Annotated in this window: 16 protein-coding genes; 15 read left to right on the top strand and 1 reads right to left on the bottom strand. The window is 28.7% G+C overall.

Annotated features, from left to right (window positions below; translation table 11 throughout):
- Positions 1–49 precede the first annotated feature (49 nt).
- The 3 genes from TVTCOM_RS14125 to TVTCOM_RS14115 all read left to right on the top strand — a co-directional run bounded on the left by TVTCOM_RS14125 (position 50) and on the right by TVTCOM_RS14115 (position 3155).
- Positions 50–916, top strand: coding sequence for a shikimate dehydrogenase (locus TVTCOM_RS14125; protein ID WP_434796914.1), 867 nt, complete (start codon positions 50–52; stop codon positions 914–916).
- Positions 917–986: 70 nt separating this feature from the next.
- Positions 987–1748 (top strand): type I 3-dehydroquinate dehydratase, encoded by a 762-nt coding sequence (gene aroD, locus TVTCOM_RS14120; protein WP_434796913.1) that lies wholly within the window; start codon positions 987–989, stop codon positions 1746–1748.
- Between the two features lie 33 nt (positions 1749–1781).
- Positions 1782–3155: a dicarboxylate/amino acid:cation symporter gene (locus tag TVTCOM_RS14115; RefSeq protein WP_434796912.1), complete on the top strand. Its 1374-nt coding sequence runs from the start codon at positions 1782–1784 to the stop codon at positions 3153–3155.
- A gap of 55 nt (positions 3156–3210) precedes the next feature.
- Here TVTCOM_RS14115 and TVTCOM_RS14110 read toward each other — a convergent pair whose 3' ends face one another.
- Complete coding sequence (locus TVTCOM_RS14110) at positions 3211–4104, bottom strand: LysR family transcriptional regulator (RefSeq protein ID WP_434796911.1); 894 nt, start codon at positions 4102–4104, stop codon at positions 3211–3213.
- A gap of 316 nt (positions 4105–4420) precedes the next feature.
- Here TVTCOM_RS14110 and TVTCOM_RS14105 point away from each other — a divergent pair, with 316 nt between their 5' ends.
- The 12 genes from TVTCOM_RS14105 (at position 4421) to ftsY (ending at position 18886) form a co-directional block, all read left to right on the top strand.
- Positions 4421–5281: a sugar phosphate isomerase/epimerase family protein gene (locus TVTCOM_RS14105; protein ID WP_434796910.1), complete on the top strand. Its 861-nt coding sequence runs from the start codon at positions 4421–4423 to the stop codon at positions 5279–5281.
- 270 nt (positions 5282–5551) lie between these two features.
- Positions 5552–7477: an FAD-dependent oxidoreductase gene (locus TVTCOM_RS14100; RefSeq protein ID WP_434796909.1), complete on the top strand. Its 1926-nt coding sequence runs from the start codon at positions 5552–5554 to the stop codon at positions 7475–7477.
- 76 nt (positions 7478–7553) lie between these two features.
- The gene (gene aroE, locus TVTCOM_RS14095) at positions 7554–8420 is read left to right on the top strand and encodes a shikimate dehydrogenase (RefSeq protein ID WP_434796908.1); all 867 of its coding nucleotides are present in this window, start codon (positions 7554–7556) and stop codon (positions 8418–8420) included.
- A 91-nt stretch (positions 8421–8511) separates the two neighbouring features.
- Positions 8512–9744 (top strand): MFS transporter, encoded by a 1233-nt coding sequence (locus TVTCOM_RS14090; protein ID WP_434796907.1) that lies wholly within the window; start codon positions 8512–8514, stop codon positions 9742–9744.
- Between the two features lie 18 nt (positions 9745–9762).
- Positions 9763–10059 carry a putative quinol monooxygenase gene (locus tag TVTCOM_RS14085; RefSeq protein WP_434796906.1) on the top strand — a complete coding sequence of 99 codons (297 nt, stop codon included), beginning with the start codon at positions 9763–9765 and terminating at the stop codon, positions 10057–10059.
- A 152-nt stretch (positions 10060–10211) separates the two neighbouring features.
- Positions 10212–10829, top strand: coding sequence for a shikimate kinase (locus TVTCOM_RS14080; protein WP_434796905.1), 618 nt, complete (start codon positions 10212–10214; stop codon positions 10827–10829).
- Positions 10830–11054: 225 nt separating this feature from the next.
- Entirely contained in the window at positions 11055–11612 is a 558-nt protein-coding gene (gene efp / locus TVTCOM_RS14075; RefSeq protein ID WP_434799747.1) for an elongation factor P, read from the top strand.
- A 90-nt stretch (positions 11613–11702) separates the two neighbouring features.
- Positions 11703–12176 (top strand): CD1247 N-terminal domain-containing protein, encoded by a 474-nt coding sequence (locus TVTCOM_RS14070; protein WP_434796904.1) that lies wholly within the window; start codon positions 11703–11705, stop codon positions 12174–12176.
- A 114-nt stretch (positions 12177–12290) separates the two neighbouring features.
- The gene (rnc, locus tag TVTCOM_RS14065; protein WP_434796903.1) at positions 12291–12995 is read left to right on the top strand and encodes a ribonuclease III; all 705 of its coding nucleotides are present in this window, start codon (positions 12291–12293) and stop codon (positions 12993–12995) included.
- A 17-nt stretch (positions 12996–13012) separates the two neighbouring features.
- Entirely contained in the window at positions 13013–14083 is a 1071-nt protein-coding gene (locus tag TVTCOM_RS14060) for an elongator complex protein 3 (protein ID WP_434796902.1), read from the top strand.
- Positions 14084–14172: 89 nt separating this feature from the next.
- Positions 14173–17721 carry a chromosome segregation protein SMC gene (gene smc, locus TVTCOM_RS14055; RefSeq protein ID WP_434796901.1) on the top strand — a complete coding sequence of 1183 codons (3549 nt, stop codon included), beginning with the start codon at positions 14173–14175 and terminating at the stop codon, positions 17719–17721.
- A 34-nt stretch (positions 17722–17755) separates the two neighbouring features.
- The gene (gene ftsY, locus TVTCOM_RS14050) at positions 17756–18886 is read left to right on the top strand and encodes a signal recognition particle-docking protein FtsY (RefSeq protein ID WP_434796900.1); all 1131 of its coding nucleotides are present in this window, start codon (positions 17756–17758) and stop codon (positions 18884–18886) included.
- The last annotated feature ends 51 nt before the right edge of the window (positions 18887–18937 follow it).

The raw sequence follows: 18937 nt of genomic DNA, 5'->3' as shown, positions 1-18937 counted from the left end.
AATTTGAACATTTATTATATTATAAAAAGATAAGAAGGAGATTAGAGGAATGGAAAAAAGAATAACAGGACATACAGAATTAATAGGACTAATGGCTTATCCAATAAGACATTCAAGTTCACCAGCAATGCACAATGAAGCATTTAGAAAATTAGGATATGATTATGCATACTTAGCTTTTGAGGTGGATAACGATTCCCTAGAAGATGCAGTAAAAGGTCTTAGAGCTTTAAAATTAAGAGGTTGCAATGTATCAATGCCAAATAAAACAGTAATACACAAATACTTAGATGAAATATCGCCAGCAGCTCAATTATGTGGAGCAGTAAATACTGTAGTAAATGAAAATGGAAAGTTAATAGGACATATAACTGATGGTATAGGATTTATGCAATCGTTAAAAGAGCAAAGTATTGATGTTATAGGTAAAAAGATGACTATAGTAGGAGCTGGTGGAGCAGCTACTGCAATAGAAATACAAGCAGCTTTAGATGGGGTTAAAGAAATATCTATTTTTAATATAAAAGATAAATTTTGGGATAATGCACAAGAAACTGTTAAAAAAATAAATGAAAATACTTCATGTAAAGCAGCTTTATATGATTTACAAGATTTAGATAAATTAAAAAAAGAAATAGAAGATAGTTTTATATTTGTAAATGCAACAGGTATGGGAATGAAGCCACTAGAAGGAAAAACTTATATACCAGATAAATCATTTTTCAGACCAGAACTAATAGTGGCAGATGTTGTTTACTCACCGAGAGAAACAGAAATGCTAAAAATGGCTAAAGAAGTTGGTTGTAAGACTATGAATGGATTAGGAATGATGTTGTTCCAAGGTTCAGCAGCTTTTGAATTATGGACAGGAGAACCAATGCCAATAAATCATATGAAAGAATTTTTAGGGATATAGGTATATAGTCAGGTTTAATAATATGAGAGTTGTATAGATAGTTATACAACTCCTTTATTTGGAGGATAATATGAATACAGTAAAAATAAAAAATGTAATACTTGGACAAGGAAAACCAAAAATTTGTGTGCCAATAGTTGGTATTACAAAAGAAGATATATTAAATCAAGCAAGGGCTTTAGAAAATGTAGAAGTTGATGTAGTGGAATGGCGTGTTGATTGGTTTGACGGAGTATTCCAATTAGAAAAAGTAAAAGATGTTTTAGTTGATTTGAGAAATGAATTAAAAGAGTTACCTTTATTATTTACTTTCCGTACATCAAAGGAAGGTGGAGAAAAATCCATAGAAAACAAAGAATACGTAAAATTAAATAAAGCAGTGGCGGCTACAGGATTAGTAGATTTAGTAGATGTTGAGGTATTTACTGGTGATGATTATGTTAAGGAAATAATTAAATCAGCTCATGAATCAAATGTTAAAGTAATAGCTTCAAATCATGACTTTGAGAAAACACCATCAAAAGGTGACATAGTAAGTCGTTTGATAAAAATGCAAGATTTAGGTGCAGATATTCCTAAAATAGCTGTAATGCCTAAGTGTAAATTGGATGTTTTAGAATTATTGGAAGCAACTGTAATAATGAGTGAACAATATGCTGATAGACCGATAATAACTATGTCTATGGCAGGTCAAGGTGCCATAAGTCGTTTATGTGGGGAAGTATTTGGTTCTTGTTTAACTTTTGGAGCAGTATCTAAAGCGTCAGCTCCAGGTCAAATAAATGTAGAAGAGCTTAATAAAGTATTAAATATTATAAATAAAAGTTTATAATAAAAATATTATTATAATGAAAAGGGGCTTTTTATGATTTCAAAACCTATAGAAAATATTGAGCGAAATGATGATAAAAATAATGTAAATAAATTAGCTAAAAACATGGGGATTGCTCTTGGTGTAGGATTAATTACAGGTTTATTATTACTTCTTTTGAGAGAATATTTAAACTCCCATGGCTATGAATCTGTCTGGACAGTAATAAATAATTTATTTTTTCAAGATATTAGTGTAGAAGAAGGTAAAAATGCAATAGGTATATTTTATATAATAGGGCAGCTATTTATAAATTGTCTACAGTTAATAATAGTACCTATGATTTTTTCCTCTATAGCAATTGCAATGTGTCAAATTAGTGATACAAAAAAATTAGGACGTATTTCAGGAAAAACTTTATTAGGTTTTTTAGCTACTTCAACATGTGCTTTGATTATTGCCATAATATGTGGTTTTATTACTTATAACTTAGGATTATTTAATGTTTCTATATCAGGTAGTGGTGTTAGTCAAGTTGCTTCTAGTGGAAATCCTTTAATGGTAATACTTGATGCTGTACCTAATAACATAGGAACTGTACTTATAACTAATGGTCGTGTTATAGCAGTAGTATTTTTGGGTGCTGTAATTGGACTTTGTATTAATAAACTAGAAGGTGAAATACTAATTATAAAAAAATTATTTATTGATTTGAATAATATAATAACTGTATTTTTAAATTATGTAATATATAATTTTGGCCCTATAGCTGTTTTCGTTTTAATATCAAGAACTTTTGCAGTATATGGAGTAGAACATCTTAGACCCGCTTTTGCATATCTTGCAACAGTTACTATAGCGGCATCCATATGTCTAGTGTTTTTATATAGTTCATTTATTTATATAACAACAGGTTTAAATCCAATAATATTTATGAAAAAAATAACAAAAGTTGCTCTTTTAGCTGTTTCTGCAGCTTCATCTGCAGCTGCTCTTTCTCTAAACTTAAAGACTACTACAGAAGAGCTTGGTGTTAGTAAAGATATTGCATCTTTTGTTTTGCCTTTGGGAATGACAATAAATATGAATGGTACAGCTATAATGCAAGTGGTTGGTACTGTATTCATAGCTGCCAGTGCAGGTTATAAAGTAACACTAGGAAATATGCTTTTAATTGCTATTTTAGCTCTTATAGCATCAGTAGGTACTCCATCTGCACCAGGTTCATCAATGATAGTATTATTTACAGTAATATCAGGAATGGGATATAATAACGATGCTACACTTATAGCATATGCTTTACTATTGGCTATTAATAGACCTATGGATATGTATACTACTTCTCTAAATGTAATTGGAGATGCAGCAACAGCATTAGTAGTATCTAAATCAGAAGGAACCTTAGATATTGAAAAATATAATTCTTAATATAAAACTATATTTAATTTAAATCTCTATAAAAGTTTTATATAAAGTATTAATATTATATTTGGCTTTTATTGTAGTTAGTGATTACAAAGTTTTTAAACTCCCTAACAGCTGGTGATAAATAAGTGTCTTTTAGATTAGCAATATAGAAATTTCTCTCCCAACTTGGATAGTTTATATCCAAAGATTTAACATCTAGGAAATTTAGTATGTTCATATATGGAACTATTGCAATACCAAAATTTTTAGCTACTAATCCAGCAATTACTTGATCCTCTTCAACTTCATAAGAAATAGAAGGTTTTTCATTTATTTTTTCAAATAAGTTATCAATAATAGGTCTAAGACCACTTTTTTCACTAAAAATTATTTGAGGATATTTAATAGTTTCTCTTAAGTCCACAGAATCTTTACTTGCTAATGGATGGTCAAGTGAAACTATTAAAACTAGTTTTTGATTAGCTACAGGTGTAAAATCAATATTTGCTTCTTTTTCTATTTTGGAACAAAATGCTATGTCGTAATTTCTGTTTTTTAATCCTTCAATAATATCTGAGGTAGTGGATGCTGTATTGAAATTAAATTTTATATCTTTATTAGGATCTTCATCTAAAAAATTTTGGCATACTTTTGGAATAAATTCTGTTCCTAAAGCTCTTAAAAATCCTAAGTCAATTTTCCCTTCACCCATACCTACATTTTTTAACTCTTTGACACTTGAGTCTAGTATATCTAAAGATTTTTCAACACTATTTAAGAATATCTTGCCATATTTAGTTAAAACTACATTTCTACCTTCTTTTTCAAATAAACGAATTCCCAATTCTTCTTCTAACAAAGAAATAGCATTACTTAAACTGGGTTGAGTAATAGAAAGTTTCTGAGCTGCCTTGGTGTAATGCTCTAAGTGAGCTAAAGTAACAAAGTAACGTAAATGATATAAATTCAATATTAACTCTCCTTTTTGTAATATAAATATTTATTTTAATTCATTAATTGTAAACAGTTAAATATATGGATATAAGTAAAAATGAATTTTCTTAAACTAAATATACTAAAAACTATATATAAAATCAATGAATTGATAGAATATTATCAATTGGTTATTATAAAAATCCTATGATAATATATAAATATAGTCATCTAGATGAATGCAAGAAAACGGTTTTCGAAAACATACATTATTCTTAAAATAACTTATAGGCTATAAGAAAAAACAAACAACTAATAACTATATTAGTTCTAAATTTTAGGGGGAAATACAAATGTCAAAAAAACATCCTATTACTGTAAGTTCATGGACACTTGGGGATAAGTGTAAATTTGAAGAACGTGTTATAGCTGCTAAAGAAGCTGGATATGAAGGAATTGGACTTAGAGCTGAAATATATGTTGATGCTTTAAATGAAGGACTTTATGATGAGGATATACTAGCAATTTTAGAAAAACATGATATGAAGGTTACTGAAGTTGAGTATATAGTTCAATGGGCTGAGGAAAACAGATCATATGAACAAAAATATAAAGAGCAAATGTGTTTTCACATGTGTGAATTATTTGGAGTAAAACAAATAAACTGTGGTCTTATGGAAAACTATTCAATAGAATATACAGCACAAAAGCTTAAAGAACTTTGCCATAGAGCAGGAAAATATATAATTGGAGTAGAACCAATGCCATACAGTGGACTTCCAAATCTTGAAAAAGCTTGGAAAGTTGTTGAAAAATCTGGATGTGATAATGCCATGATAATATTAGATACATGGCACTGGGTAAGAGCAAATCAACCATATGAAGGTGTAATTGATATGATACCAGCAGAAAAAATCGTATCTGTTCAAATAAATGATGTTCAAGCAAGACCATATGCTAAAGAAGTATTAAGAGATGAGTCAATGCATGATAGAGTAGCTCCAGGAGTTGGATATGGAGATACAGTTGGATTTTGCAAGATGTTAAGAGATAAAGGAATTAAACCAAATGCATTAGGTGTAGAAGTAATATGCGATGAGTATGTTGAAAAAGGCGTAGACTTTGCAGCTAAATATACATATGAAAATGCAATGAAAGTTTTAAAAGAAGCTTGGCCTGAAATGATAGAAGAAATAGATGTAGAATTGGCTTAGACATAATGTTTTAAATATTAACTGCATGTCTACCAAATAAGAGGCATGCAGTTAAAAATAAAAATTACTACGAGATGAATTTACCTAGTAGGACAAATATAATTTTGAAATTTTAATTTAAATAGAAATATTAATGTTAATTATTATACAAAAGAATTATTTGATTTTGAAAACAATATAAAACCTATTGGTTTTATTTGAAATATAAAACTTAACAAAAATAAACCAAATAAATTTTATTAAAAATATATACAAAAAGGATGGAGAATTATGAGATACAAATCAATGTTTAAACCTATACAAATAGGTCCCATAACAGTGCCTAACCGTTTTGTTGTACCACCAATGGGAAATAATTTTGCAAATACTGATGGTACATTAAGTGAAAAATCTAAAAACTACTATGAAGCAAGAGCTAAAGGTGGATTTGGATTAATAACAATAGAGTCAACTGTTGTTTACAATAAATCGAAAGGTGGACCTAGAAAACCTTGTTTATTTAGTGACGATTCAATAGAAAGCTTTAAAACTGTAATAGATGCATGCCATGCGCATGGGGCAAAGGTTTCTGTACAATTACAACATGCTGGACCAGAAGTTAATGCTAAAATAGCTGGACATAATCCAATAGCAGCTTCTCCTATTCCAACTAAACAAGGGCACATAATTCCTGATGAAGTTTCGACAGAAGAATTATATCAAATAATAGAAGCTTATGGGGATGCAGCTCTTCGTGCTAAAAAAGCAGGAATAGATGCAGTAGAGCTTCATTGTGCTCATGGTTACTTAGTAAGTTCATTCATATCACCAAGAACTAACAAACGTGTTGATGAGTTTGGTGGATGTTTTGAAAATAGAATGAGACTTCCTCGCCTTATATTAGAAAATATACGCAAGAAAACTGAAGGAGCAATAGCTATATTATGCAGAATAAATGCTTCTGATGATAAATTAGGAGGAGTAAGTGCAGAAGATTCTACAGCTATAGCAGCTTATTTAGCTGAAGAGTGTAAAGTAGATGGATTACATGTATCACGTGCTACTCACTTAAATGATGAATTTATGTGGGCTCCTACTACAGTTCATGGTGGATTTAGTGCTGATTTAGTAGCAAAAATAAAACAAGCTGTCAATATTCCAGTAATAACAGTTGGTCGTTATACTGAACCTCAATTTGCTGAGATAATGGTTAATCAAGGTAAAGCGGACTTAGTAGCGTTTGGTCGTCAAAGTATAGCTGATCCAGAAACTCCAAATAAATCTAAAGAAGGAAAATTAGAATTAATGACTCCATGTATAGCATGCTTACAAGGTTGTGTACCTAATATGTTCCAAGGAAAACCATTAACATGTCTAAGTAATCCATTAGTTGGTCGTGAAGATGAATTAAAACCAGCTAAAGAAATTAAAAATATTTTAGTTGTTGGTGGTGGAGTTGGAGGAATGGAAGCTGCTTGGGTGGCAGCCTCTAGAGGTCACAAAGTTACATTAATTGAAAAAACAAATACACTAGGTGGACAAATGAGACTTGCTGCTTACCCACCAGGTAAAGGAGATTTAACTAATTTAGTTCGTAATTTGATAGCTAAATGTGAGTTATATGGAGTTGAAATCAAATTAAATACAGAGGTTACAATAGATTTAATAAAGGAAATCAACCCAGATAGTGCAATTATTGCAACAGGAGCTACTCCATTAGTTCTTCCTATACCAGGTATAAATGATACAGGAATTATACATGCAATAAACTTATTAGATGGTAAAGAATCATGTGGTAAAAAGGTTCTAGTTGTAGGAGGAGGATTAGTTGGTGCAGAAACTGCAGCATTCCTTGGAGAACAAGAACATGATGTTACAGTAATAGAAATGAGAGATGCAGTAGCAGCTGATGTTGCATCTGAGCATAGAAAATATCTAATGAAAGATTTTGAAGAATACAAAATCAAAACAATAACTGGAGCAAAAGTTTCTCAATTTGTAGAAGATGGAGTTAACTACGCACTAGAGGATGGAAGTGAACATGAAGCTCATGGATTTGATTCAGTGGTGCTTGCTATGGGTTCTAGAAATTATGATCCACTTAGTGAAAATGTTAAAGAAATAATAAAAGATACTTATGTAATTGGAGATGCAGTTAAAGCTAGAAGAGCTTTAAACGCTACAGTTGAAGCTTTAGATGTGGCTTTAAGTATATAGTCTAGATTAAAAAATTATTATCTCTGTTGTTAAAGCTTGCAACAGAGATAATAAATGAAAATTAGGGGGAAATAAAATGGAAATAACAGGAAGAACAGGATTGTTAGGGTTAATAGGATCACCAGTAGGACATTCAGGATCACCAGCGATGTACAATTATAGTTTTGAGTTATTAGACATGGACTATAAATATTTAGCATTTGATATAAAACTGGATAAGGTAGAAAATGCCATATCTGCTATTAAAACATTTAATATGAAAGGTGCAAATGTAACCATGCCGTGTAAAAGTGCTGTATGCGACTATATGGATGAACTATCTCCAGCAGCACGTATAGTAGGTGCTTGTAATACTATTGTTAATGAAAATGGAAAACTTATAGGACATATTACAGATGGACAAGGATATGTTAGAAATTTAAAAGAAAATGGTGTCTATGTAAAGGATAAAAAATTAACTATATTGGGAGCGGGTGGAGCTGCTACAGCTATTCAAGTACAATGTGCTCTAGATGGTGCCAGAGAAATATCTATATTTAGTAAGAAGGATGATTTCTTTGAAAGAGCTGAAAAAACTGTAGAAGATATAAAGAAAGAAGTTCCAACGTGTATAGTTAATTTATACGATTTAGATGATACTGAAAAATTATATGATGAAATAGCAAACAGTGATATATTAACAAATGCAACTTTAGTTGGGATGAAACCTTATGAAAATGATACAAATATTTTAGATACTAATGTATTTAGAAAAGACTTAGTAGTTACAGATGTGGTTTATAATCCTATAAAAACAAAAATGATTTTAGATGCAAAAGATAAGGGATGTAAAGTTATTGGTGGTAAGGGAATGTTATTATACCAAGGAGTAGAAGCATTCAAACTATTTACAGGAAAAGATATGCCAGTAAAAGAAGTAAAAGAAAAATATTTTGCAGAGTAGTAAGTAAATGAATTTTTTATGCAATTATAAGTTAAGAAATTAACGAAGAAAAAATATAAAAAAATATAAAAATATGTAGGAGGATTGTATTATGAACAATACAACGAAGATTAATTACAAAAAGTTTTACCCGACAGCAGTAGCCCTTTATTTTACTTATTTTATACATGGAATAGGTGCGTCAATAATGGGGCAATACAAGCAAAACCTTGCAGCTCAATGGGGAGCTGAAAAATTAGCAGATGGAACTTTTGATGTAAGTATGGTAATAGCAGTTATAGCCGCATTAGGTCTTGGTCGTTTAATATCACTTCCTTTTTCTGGTCCAATATCAGATAAGTTTGGTAGAAAAGTAAGTGGACTTATAGGTATAGTTTGTTATGTATTGTATCTTGGAGGTATAGCTTTTTCACCAAGTATGACAATAGGATATATGTTTGCCATAGTAGGTGGTATAGCTAACTCATTCTTAGATACTTGTGTTTCACCTTCATGTATGGAAATATTCCCGGAAAATGGTTCTATAGCAAATATGTTTACTAAATTCTCAATATCAGTAGCTCAGTTTTTATTACCATTTATGATAGGATTTGTAGCAACATCAGCATTACCATTTAAAACAATATTCCTTGTGGCAGCAGCTGCAATAGCAATAGATGGTTTATTAATAGCATTTCTTCCATTCCCTGTAAAAAATAGTGGAAATCAAGAAGTTAAATCAAATGAGCCAGTTAAAAAAGCAAAAATGAAATTTACACCAGTTAGTATAGCATTAGTATCTATAGGATTTACTTGTTCTTCAACTTTCATGATATGGTTAAACTGTAACCAAGAGTTAGGAAAATTATACGGAGTATTAGATCCATCAAAAATACAATCATTATATGCAGCAGGAACTGTATGTGCAATATTAATGTCAACAGTATTAATTAAAAAAGGTATTAAGCCAGTTAAAATATTAATATTATATCCAACAATAGCTACATTAATGTTAATAGCTATATATTTCGTAAAAAATCCAACAATAGTTCTTGTAGGAGGATTTGTTTTAGGTTATTCAGCAGCAGGTGGGGTATTACAATTATGTGTATCAACTGCAAATGAAATGTTCCCAAATGATAAAGGTAAGATAACATCTATAGTTATGATAGCTTCAAGTATAGCTAACTACACAGTATTAAATCTTGCAAGTTACTTAACTAAAGTTGGTGGAACACAACAAGGACCACTTAATGTTATATTACTTAACATAGTTGTTACTTTTATAGGTGTATTACTTGCACTTTATGTAAACAAAGAATATAAAAAACAACAAATAGCATAAAAATAAGGGGATGATAATATGATAGTCATATTAGCTAAAAATTACGTTAAAAGTAATGAAGTAGATAAATTTATAGAATATGCTGAAGAATTAGTTAAAGAAACTAGAAAAGAAAAAGGCTGTATATCATATGATTTATGCCAAGATTTAAATTATAAAAATATATTTGTATTTGTGGAAAAATATGAAAATAAAGAAGCTATAGAGATACACAATAAAAGTGAGCATTTTACAACTATAGTTCCTAAATTAAAAGACTTAAAAGAAAAAGAATCTGAAGTAAGCAAATATGAAACAATGTATGAGATTTATTAGTTATATTATATAATGTAGGAAAAAGGTCATCTTTAAATTAAGTTGACCTTTTTGTCATTGGGTATTTATATTATTTAAAAGACTAATTGTTGAAAAAAAAGTAATAAAATGCTATAATTTATAGAAACTACTATAAAATGGGGTGAATATAAATGAAAAAGACTAATGACATAAATATACATAAAAGTAATAACTATGAATCAGAAAAAATACTAGATAAATTTAAAAAAATAGATATTGAAAATTTAGCTAAATACAATATATTTTTTATAGGATTTATGGGAGTAGGAAAAACAACAATTTCTTCTTATCTGAGTAAAATATTAGATAGAAAATATATTGAAATAGACCAATATATTGAAAAGAAAGAAAAAATGACAATCCCTGAAATATTTGAAAAACATGGTGAAACATATTTTAGAGATTTGGAAACTGAAACTTTAAGAATGTTAAACCAGATGGATAATACTATAATATCTTGCGGAGGTGGAATAGTATTAAGAGATGAAAATATTGATTTAATGAAAAAACAAGGAAAAATAATATTACTTACTGCAACTGCGGAAACTGTATATGATAGAGTAAGGTTTAGTAATGAAAGACCAATATTAAATAATAACATGAATGTGGAATTCATATCATCTCTTATGAAGAAAAGAGAGGAAAAATATTTGAATTCAGCTGATTTGATAATAGACACAAATAATAAAAGCGTTGAAAAAATATGCGAAGAAATAATTTCAATTATTTCACTTAGTATAAAAAAATAGATAAATTATAAAAATATATAAAGTAGTTAGTTAAAAACTTGTTTAAATAACTTAATATATGATATTATATTAAGAGAAAAAATTATTTTGTAAAAATATACAATTTACTCAATAAGTTTATTGTATATTAAAAATTTAAATTCATAGGATGATATGTATTGGGATGAAGTTAATAGATATCGTCGATACATATATGATGACAAATTTTTAGATGGAGGAACAGATATGGTAACAGCAGGAGATTTTAGAAAAGGTGTAACTTTCGAAAAAGATGGACAACCTTGTTTAATAGTTGATTTCCAACACGTTAAACCAGGAAAAGGTGCAGCTTTCGTAAGAACAAAATACAAAAACTTAAAAACAGGAGCTATAAGAGAAGAAGCTTTCAACCCAAGTGATAAATTCCCAAAAGCATTAATAGAGACTAAGCAAATGCAATACTTATATGATGATGGTGAATTATACTACTTCATGGATGAGGAAACTTATGATCAAATACCTTTAAACTATGAGCAAGTTGAAGATGCTATAAAATTCTTAAAAGAAAATGAAGTAGCAACTATAAGATTCTACCAAGGACAACCATTCCAAGTAGAAGCTCCAAACTTTGCAGAATTAACAGTAACTGAAACTGAACCAGGAATAAAGGGAGACACTGCTTCAAACGTAACTAAATCAGCTACAGTTGAAACAGGTGCAGTAGTTCAAGTACCTTTATTTATAAACGAAGGTGACAAAGTAAAAATAGACACTAGAACTGGTGAATATTTATCAAGAGTTTAATATTTTAATGTATAAAAAGCTTATATATCTTAATAATAATGATATATGAGCTTTTAGTTTATAAATAAAATGAAAGTGAGGTATTAACTTATGAAGTATCTAAGCGAAGAAGTAGCATATTTAAGGGGTTTGGCAGAAGGATTAGAAATAGAAAGCGAAACTAAAGAAGGCAAAATGATATGCAAGATAATAGATGTACTTGAAAACTTAACTGACACATTAGATGATATGCAAGAAGATTATAATGAGTTAGTGGAATATGTTGAAAGTGTTGACGAAGATTTATCAGATGTAGAAGACATATTATATGAAGAAGACGAAGATGATTTTGATGAAGATTATGATGACTACGATGATGAAGATTACGATGAGGAAGATGAATTAAGTTACATAGAAATGGAATGCCCAAATTGTGGCGATTTAGTTGACATAGACGAAGAACTATTATTTGATGATTCAGTAGATGTTATTTGCCCTAACTGCCAAGCAATAATATTATCATCAGAAGAAGATGAAGATTGTTGTGGATGTGGATGCAGCTGCGAAGATCACGAAGAAAAATAGAACAGAAAATTATTAAAATATTTTGCCTATGAAGCTTTCTGCTCCATAGGTTTTTTGCATTATTTTATTAAAAATAGTACACTATAAAATGATATAATTATTTAAGGAGGAACAATGAACGTTAATAAAAAAGTAATTTATAACATTAGTAAATTTGAAGAAATAATTAATTATACATTTGAGGATAAAAGCTATATATTAGAAGCTTTAACTCATAGTTCATATTCAAATGAAAATAAAAATTATAAATTCAATGAAAGATTAGAATTCCTTGGAGATTCAGTTTTAAGTATAGTAATAAGTGATTATTTATTTAAAAAAGAAACGAATCTTCCAGAAGGTGAACTTACAAAACTAAGAGCAAATATTGTATGCGAAGAATCACTTAGTGAAGTTGCAGGACAAATTCATTTAGGGGAGCACCTATTACTTGGAAAAGGTGAAGAAGCTACTGGTGGAAGAGACAGAATATCTATTCTAGCAGATGCTTTAGAAGCAGTAATTGCAGCAATTTATTTAGACGGTGGTTTAGAACAAGCAAGTAAATTTATATTTGAATTTATGGAAGAGATAATAGAAAATTCTATAGAAGGTAAAATATTTAGAGATTATAAAACATATCTTCAAGAAGTTTTACAAAGCAAAGGCGAACAACACATATGGTATAAGTTAGTTGAAGAAAAAGGGCCAGATCATAATAAGAGATTTGTTATGGAAGTTGGAATCAATGATGATGTATTAGGTGTGGGAGAAGGTAAAAGTAAAAAAGATGCAGAACAAGTTGCTGCAAAATCTGCTCTTAAATCACAAAAATTTTAACTTAAGAGGTTGATAAAATGAAAAAGAGAATAATACCTATATTCGTGCCACATAGAGGATGCCCTCATGATTGTATATTTTGCAATCAAAAGAAAATAACAGGAGTTAGCACAGACGTTACTAGTGAAGAAGCAAGAAATATTATAGAAGAATATTTACCTACTATACCAAAGGATGCTAGCGTGGAAATTGCATTTTTTGGTGGTAGTTTTACAGCAATAGATGAAAAAACACAAAATGAATTACTATCAGTGGCTAAAGAATATGTAGATAAAGGCCTAGTGTCAGATATAAGAATGTCAACAAGACCAGATTGTATTAGTGTAGAGATATTAAATAGATTAAAAGAACATAAAACTACAATAATAGAGTTGGGGGTACAATCAATGGATGCAAAAGTACTTCATGATAGTGCTAGAGGACATGATATAGAAAGTGTAATCAAAAGCTCACACTTAATTAAAGAGTCTGGTATAAATTTAGGACTTCAAATGATGGTTGGACTACCTTCGGATACTGAGGAAAAATGTATTGAAACTGCAAAAAAATTCATAGAACTAAATCCATTTTGTGTAAGAATTTATCCTACATTAGTAGTGAAAGATACAGGACTTGAAACACTATTAAACAAAGAGGAGTACAAGCCTTTTACATTAGAACAATGTATTTCAATTGTTAAAAAGCTTTTAGTTTTATTTTATGTTAACAACATAAATGTTATAAGAGTTGGACTTCAAGCAACAGAAGATATACAGCTTGGAAAAGGAATAGTAGATGGACCTTATCATCCAGCTTTTAGAGAATTAGTTGAAGGGGAAATGATCAAAGACTACTTACATTATCTTGTTATACAAAATAAGACTGTAAGCGACTTAGAAATAAAAACAAACAATAAAAATATATCAAAAGTAGTTGGTAATAAGAAAATCAATAAATTATTCTTTAAAAATGAACTTAATATTAATATGAAGATAAAACCAGAAAATCTAGATGAAAATGAATTCATAATAATATTTGATGAAAATGAGGAATTAAATATTAAATCAGAGGACATGTACAAAGAACTTTATAATATTTATAACTTGTAGGAAAGACATATCGTTGGAGATATGAAGTGTAGCGCCTACGCAGTGGCTTAAGGGTCGCGAATTTTTGTAAGGAAGGGAGAACGTAAGCATTGTATTTAAAGAGATTAGAGTTAAAAGGATTTAAGTCCTTCCCAAACAAAACAGATATAATCTTCAAAGAAGGTGTAACAGCAATAGTTGGACCAAATGGAAGTGGTAAAAGTAACGTATCTGATGCTGTTAGATGGGTTCTTGGAGAGCAAAGTATAAAAAGTCTTAGAGGGGATAAACTTGAAGACGTTATATTTGCTGGATCTGATAACCAAAAACCTATGAATTTTTGTGAGGTAGCTCTTACAATAGACAATTCAGATGAAAAGTTAAATATAGATTATAGTGAAGTTACCATAAAGAGAAGAGCTTATAGAAATGGCGAAAGTCAATTCTATTTAAATAATAAAAACTGTAGACTAAAAGATATAAAAGAAATTCTATTAGATACAGGGATTGGTAAAGATGGATACTCTATTATAGAGCAGGGAAAAGTTGACGAAATCTTAAGTAATAACCCAGTAAACAGAAGAAAAGTTTTTGATGAAGCTTGTGGCATATCTAAGTATAGATATAAAAAGACGGAGTCAGAGAGAAACTTAAGAAACACTAAGGAAAATCTAGATAGAATAAACGATATTTATGTGGAAATAGAAAATCAAATTAAACCACTTTATAATCAACAAGCTAAAGCAAGAAAATACTTAGATCTTAGTGAGACGTTAAAAAAATTAGAAGTAAACAATTATATAAGAGAAATACAAAGAATAGAACAACAATTAAAAGAAATAAATAGTCAATATGAAGTTTTAGAAAAAGAATTAGAACATATTGATAAAGAAAAAATATTATTTGAAGAAAACTCAAAAGAAGTTAGTATTCAAATAGAAGAAATAGATAAATCCATAGAAAAAGCTACAGAATATATAAACTCTATTAAATCTGTAATAGATAAAAAAGACTATGAGATTAATTTATTAAATCAAAGAAAAGATAATAGCTCTACTAAAATAAAAAGAAATACTGAGGAGCTAGAAAATATAAATAAATCATTACAAGATAATAAAGAAAACTTAGAAAAAATAAACAATGAAAAACAAGAAAAAGAAAAATCAATAAATGAATTTAAAAATCAACTTAATATTTTTATGGAAAAGAATGAAACCAATAAGAATAAAATTGAAGAGTTAAATGATAGAATTGAAAATTTAAAAGATGAGATAATTAAATTACTTAATGAAAAACAAGATGTAAGTAATAAATTATCAACTTTAAATGCCAATAAAGATAATATTAATCAAAGAAATGAACATATAGACGTAGAAATTAGTGAAATAAATGAAAAACTAAAATCTAAGGAAGTACTTTTAAAAGAAATCCAAGATAAAATAAATAATAAAAAAGAAAAAATTGAGGATTTAAATAAGAAAGTAAATAATTATTATGAAAATCTTAGAAAATTAAAAGAAGATAATCAAAACTTAAATACTAAGATACAAAATAATAACTATGCTCTAAAAGAATATAGCTCCAAATTAAATGTTTATATAGATATGGAAAATCACTATGAAGGATTTAACAGAGGAGTTAAAGAGGTTCTTAAAAATAAAAATCTTAGTGGAATATATGGAGCCTTAGGACAAGTGGTAACTGTTCCACAAAAATATGAAAAAGCTATTGAAGCAGCACTTGGTGCTTATATGCAAAATATAATAACAGCTGATGAGAACAGTGCAAAAGCAGCCATAAATTATTTAAAACACAATAAAATTGGTAGGGTAACTTTCTTACCTATGAATATAATCAAATCAAAAAAGATAAACAATATTCAAACTAGAACTAATTTTATTGGAATTGCCAGTGATTTAATATCCTATGATGATAAATATAAGGATATACTAGAGAATATACTAGGAAGAACCATAGTAATAGACAATATAGATGAAGGAATTAAATTTGCTAGAGAAACTGGACATAAATATAAGGTAGTAACACTGGAAGGTGAAATATTAAATCCAGGAGGTTCTTTAACAGGAGGTTCTCTAAAAACAAGTGGAAATATTTTATCAAGAAAAAGACTTATAAATGAGTTTAATGAAAAAATAAAAACTACAAAGGAAGAAAATACATCTATAGAAGAAAAACTAGTATCCATAGAAAAAGACATAATAAGCTGTAAGGACAATATTCAATCTTATGAAGAAGAAATAAAAAACTTAGATAAAGAATTAATATTTAGTAATTCATCTTATTCAAGATACGAAGAAGAAATAAATAACTTCTTATCTAGTATGAAAAAGTTGGAGAATGAAAAACAAAATCTAGGATCAAACTTAAGTTATACTCTTCAAAAGAAAGAAGTATTAGAGTCTCAAATAAAAGATATTGATGACAAGCATAAAAACAACAAAGAAAATATAGAAGTCTTAAATGAAGAACTTAATAAAGAAAGTGAAATTTACGAAACTGAAAAAAGTAAATTTGACAATATAAATCTTCAACTTACAAAAGACAAAGAAATACTTAAGTCCTTTAATGCAGATATGGAAAGGATAAACGAATATTTAAATCAACTTCACAGTAAAAAGCTTTTAATCGAGAAAGAAAATAATGAAGAAGAAAATAAAATAAAAGATATTGATGAGAAAGTAATCCTGGAAGATAGAGAAAAGGAAAATTTAAAAAATCAATTAAGTGAAAATAACAAAAACTTAGAAAATAAGAAAATAGCTAGAGAAAACCTAAAACAAAAGCTAGATGATAATAATATAAAACTTAAAAATATTGATAAACAATTTATGGAACTAAAAGAGGGTATATTTAAAGTTGAATCTAAAATTGAAAAACTAGAGTCAAATAAGGAAAGTAATAACTTTAAACTATTTGAGGATTATAATTTAACATACTTACAAGCTGTAGAGCTTAGAGATGATGAAATAGAAATAAATAAAAAAATATTAGATTCTATTAAAAAAGATATTAGATCTTTAGGAAATGTAAATGTGGATTCCATAGAAGAATACAAAGAAATAAAAGAAAGATATGATTTCTATAGTGAGCAAAAAGAAGATTTACAAAAATCTATTGAAGCCATAGAAGAAATAATAACAGATTTGGAAGGACACATGAAAGTACAGTTTAAAGAAGAATTTGATAAGATAAATGAAAACTTTAAATATGTATATAACAGATTATTTGGTGGAGGAGAAGGTAATTTAACTATTTTAGATGAAGAAAACATCCTAGAAAGTGATATAGAAATTACTGCAAAGCCACCAGGTAAAAAAATGAAAAATTTAAGTTTATTATCAGGTGGAGAAAAGGCGTTAACAGCAATTAGTATATTATTCTCCATATTACTAGCAAAACCAACACCGTTTTGTATTCTAGATGAGATAGAAGCTCCGCTAGATGATAGTAATATAGCTAGATTTGGAACATTCTTAAAAGAATTAACATCTAGAACTCAGTTTATTGCTGTAACTCATAGAAGAGGTACAATGGAAGCAGCAGATTATATTTATGGTGTAACTATGGAACAAAGAGCTATTTCAAAAGTCATAGCTTTAAGCTTAAATGAAGCAGAAGAAATGACTGATATTATTTAACAAGAAAAGTAAAGTATACCTAGGAGGAAGCAGAGTGTTTAAGAAGTTTTTCAAAAAGAACAAACAAGAAGAAGTGCCAGAAGTAGCTGTAAGTGAAGAAGAAGTAGTAGAAAAAGATGAAACTGTTGAATCTATAGAAGAAGTTTCTATAGATACATCAATAGAGGAAGAAGTTCAAGTAGAAGAAAAAACACAAGTAGAAGAAATAGTAGCAGAAAAAGAAGAAATTGTCGAAGAGAAAACTGAAGAACCTAAAATAAGTCTATTTGATAGATTAAAACAAGGTTTATCAAAGGCTAAACAAGGTATAACAGACAGAGTAGACCAAGTTTTAAAATCATATACAAAAGTTGATGATGAGTTATTAGAAGAAATTGAAGAAATACTAATAACAGCAGACGTTGGTGTAGATACAACAATGAATATAATTGAAAAACTAACAGATGCAATAAAAACTAAAAAGATAACTGATCCACAAGATGTTAAAGGAGAATTGAAGTTAATAATAGAAGAAATACTAACTAATGAAAATTCAACTTTAGATGTTAGTCATAAACCAACAATAATATTAATGGTAGGAGTTAATGGAGTTGGAAAAACTACAACAATAGGAAAATTAGCTAGCAGATACAAAAAAGAAGGTAAAAAAGTTTTAATAGCAGCAGGAGATACATTTAGAGCCGCTGCCATAGACCAATTAGAAGTATGGGCTAATAGAAGTGATGTAGATATAATAAAACATCAAGAAGGTGCAGATCCAGGAGCTGTAATATTTGATTCAATAAAAGCTGCAAAAGCAAGAGACATTGATTTATTAATCTGTGATACAGCAGGAAGACTACACAATAAGACTAACTTAATGAATGAATTATCAAAAGTATTTAAAATAGTAGATAGAGAATATCCAGAAGCTAAAAAAGAAGTATTATTAGTTGTGGATGCTACTACTGGACAAAATGCTGTATCTCAAGCAAAAAGTTTTAAACAAGTATGTGATATTACAGGACTTGTTTTAACTAAACTTGATGGAACTGCAAAAGGTGGAGTTGTTTTAGCTGTTAAATCTGAAGTAAATGTACCTGTTAAATTAATAGGTGTTGGAGAAAAAATGGAAGATTTACAAGACTTTGATGCTAAAGCATTTTCAGAGGCATTATTTGGGTAAAATTTAGACGAAATATATATTGACAATAAATTGGTTTTAATATAAAATACA

Origin of the sequence: Terrisporobacter vanillatitrophus (genome assembly GCF_051148895.1) — a bacterium.
GTDB classification, from domain to species: domain Bacteria; phylum Bacillota; class Clostridia; order Peptostreptococcales; family Peptostreptococcaceae; genus Terrisporobacter; species Terrisporobacter vanillatitrophus.
This window is presented reverse-complemented; position numbering and strand designations above follow the sequence as displayed.

Excerpts from the sequence above, each read along its gene's own strand:
- efp (WP_434799747.1), top strand. The coding sequence starts at position 11,055 with ATGGTAACAGCAGGAGATTTTAGAAAAGGTGTAACTTTCGAAAAAGAT.
- aroD (WP_434796913.1), top strand. The coding sequence starts at position 987 with ATGAATACAGTAAAAATAAAAAATGTAATACTTGGACAAGGAAAACCA.
- TVTCOM_RS14115 (WP_434796912.1), top strand. The coding sequence starts at position 1,782 with ATGATTTCAAAACCTATAGAAAATATTGAGCGAAATGATGATAAAAAT.
- rnc (WP_434796903.1), top strand. The coding sequence starts at position 12,291 with ATGAACGTTAATAAAAAAGTAATTTATAACATTAGTAAATTTGAAGAA.
- TVTCOM_RS14090 (WP_434796907.1), top strand. The coding sequence starts at position 8,512 with ATGAACAATACAACGAAGATTAATTACAAAAAGTTTTACCCGACAGCA.
- TVTCOM_RS14125 (WP_434796914.1), top strand. The coding sequence starts at position 50 with ATGGAAAAAAGAATAACAGGACATACAGAATTAATAGGACTAATGGCT.
- TVTCOM_RS14085 (WP_434796906.1), top strand. The coding sequence starts at position 9,763 with ATGATAGTCATATTAGCTAAAAATTACGTTAAAAGTAATGAAGTAGAT.
- TVTCOM_RS14060 (WP_434796902.1), top strand. The coding sequence starts at position 13,013 with ATGAAAAAGAGAATAATACCTATATTCGTGCCACATAGAGGATGCCCT.
- TVTCOM_RS14105 (WP_434796910.1), top strand. The coding sequence starts at position 4,421 with ATGTCAAAAAAACATCCTATTACTGTAAGTTCATGGACACTTGGGGAT.
- aroE (WP_434796908.1), top strand. The coding sequence starts at position 7,554 with ATGGAAATAACAGGAAGAACAGGATTGTTAGGGTTAATAGGATCACCA.
- TVTCOM_RS14100 (WP_434796909.1), top strand. The coding sequence starts at position 5,552 with ATGAGATACAAATCAATGTTTAAACCTATACAAATAGGTCCCATAACA.
- TVTCOM_RS14070 (WP_434796904.1), top strand. The coding sequence starts at position 11,703 with ATGAAGTATCTAAGCGAAGAAGTAGCATATTTAAGGGGTTTGGCAGAA.
- TVTCOM_RS14080 (WP_434796905.1), top strand. The coding sequence starts at position 10,212 with ATGAAAAAGACTAATGACATAAATATACATAAAAGTAATAACTATGAA.